Annotated in this window: 2 protein-coding genes; one reads left to right on the plus strand and one right to left on the minus strand. The window is 44.7% G+C overall.

Features of this window, described 5'->3' with window-relative positions; translation table 11 throughout:
- Positions 1-1,209, plus strand: a 1,209-nt coding sequence (locus tag J6I68_RS05455) for a methyl-accepting chemotaxis protein (RefSeq protein ID WP_292218231.1), incomplete at its 5' end; no start/stop codon positions are given.
- 146 nt (positions 1,210-1,355) lie between these two features.
- On the opposite strand, the gene J6I68_RS05460 is transcribed toward J6I68_RS05455, so the two are convergent.
- On the minus strand, positions 1,356-1,727 hold a 372-nt coding region (locus J6I68_RS05460; protein ID WP_292218232.1), incomplete at its 5' end, for a glycoside hydrolase family 88 protein.

Consider the following 1,727-nt stretch of genomic DNA (forward strand, 5'->3'; position numbering starts at 1 on the left):
GAGGCTAACGAAAAGGCTATCAACCACAAGATCCTTGTTTCTTCTATGACATTCATTGTTATTGCTATCGTTCTTTTAGTTGTAACTATATTTGTCATCGCTGTCATCCTTAAGACTCTTAAGAGAATGACTTCTGATGTTAAGAGAATGTCTGAAGGTGATTTCGTAACCAAGGTCAATGCTAACAGCTTTATTGTTGAGTTTAACAATATCCTGGCAGCTCTTGAGAGCATGAGACATGAGCTCAGGAATGCTCTTGTTAAGGTTATTGATCACGCAGATACAGTTAATACCAAGGCTGAACTTGCCAAGGATTCAATCTCAAGTTCTCAGAAGACCACTACAGATATCAGTTCTGCAGTTAACGACCTTGCTACAGGCGCCACAGCAATGGCTCAGGATGTACAGAGCACATCTTCTGTAACAGTTAGTATGGGATCCTCAGTAGACAACGTTCTTGAATCTGCTAACTCCAACCTTGATAGAGGCCGTCAGGTTTATGACGAGTCCACAAGAGTTAAGCAGCAGCTTGAACAGATCAAGGAACAGGATCAGAAGAACGACGAGATGGCATCTCAGGTTGCTGAGTCAGTTAACGAGACAGCAAATGTTGTTGCTCAGATCACAACAGCAGCTGAGTCCATCATCTCCATTGCAAGCCAGACCAACCTCCTTGCTCTTAACGCATCCATCGAGGCTGCAAGAGCAGGCGAAGCAGGTAAGGGATTTGCAGTAGTTGCTGACAACATCAAAGACCTTGCTGGTGACACCAACAACCTTGCTGGTGAGATCACCAACATGCTTTCAACAATTACTGATTACTCAGATAAGAATAAAGAACTTACAGAGGCTATCAAGGGTGCCATCACCAATGAAACTGCAGCTCTTGAGGAGATGAGTGAGTCCTTCGATCAGATGCTTGCACTTCTTAAGGAAACTGAGGAAGGCAACAGACAGATCGTTGATCTTGTTGAGACCATGAACTCCGACAAGGAAGACATTCTTAATTCTGTTGAGTCCCTGTCAAGTATCTCAGAGGAGAACGCAGCATCAACACAGGAGACAAGCGCATCCCTTATGCAGCTTGATACCAACATGGAAGCTGTTGTTGAGCAGGCAAGAGACCTTCAGAAGATCGCTGAGGAACTTACAGCAAATGTTAAGTACTTCAAGGTTGAACTTCCTGCTGAAGAGACATCAGAAGAATAAGGAGCAAAATTATAGGCCTGGGGCAAATGCCTCAGGCCTTTTTTTAACAAGACACGGGGACGGTTCTACTGTCTTATTGCGTGCAATAAGACAGTAGAACCGTCCCCGTGTCTTGTCAGTAGAACTGCCCACATGTCTTGCTTTAATCATTTGTTCCTGCGAAGGATCTCAGTGTAAGCAAGAATAAGTGGTGCTACGCCCTTGGCTTCATTTTCAACAACAGGCTCTGAGAAGTAGTACTCAAGTGATCCGTCTCTGTGCTGTGCTCCTCCAAGACCTGCCACAAGGCAAATGCCGCCAAGCTGTGGTGATCCGTCTTCGTTTCTTGAAAGGTACTTTTCTGTAATACCATCAAAGGCCTTCATGGCCACATCTTCAAATCTCTTTGGGATATATCCAAGGCGCACGCCCTTTAAAAGTCCGTAGGCGATAAGGGCTGTACCTGAAGTCTCAAGGTAGTTCCTGTCATCATCTTTTTTATCCACAACCTGATAGAACATTCCGCTCTCATCCTGGAA

Origin of the sequence: Butyrivibrio sp., assembly GCF_017940685.1 — a bacterium.
Lineage (GTDB): Bacteria > Bacillota > Clostridia > Lachnospirales > Lachnospiraceae > Butyrivibrio.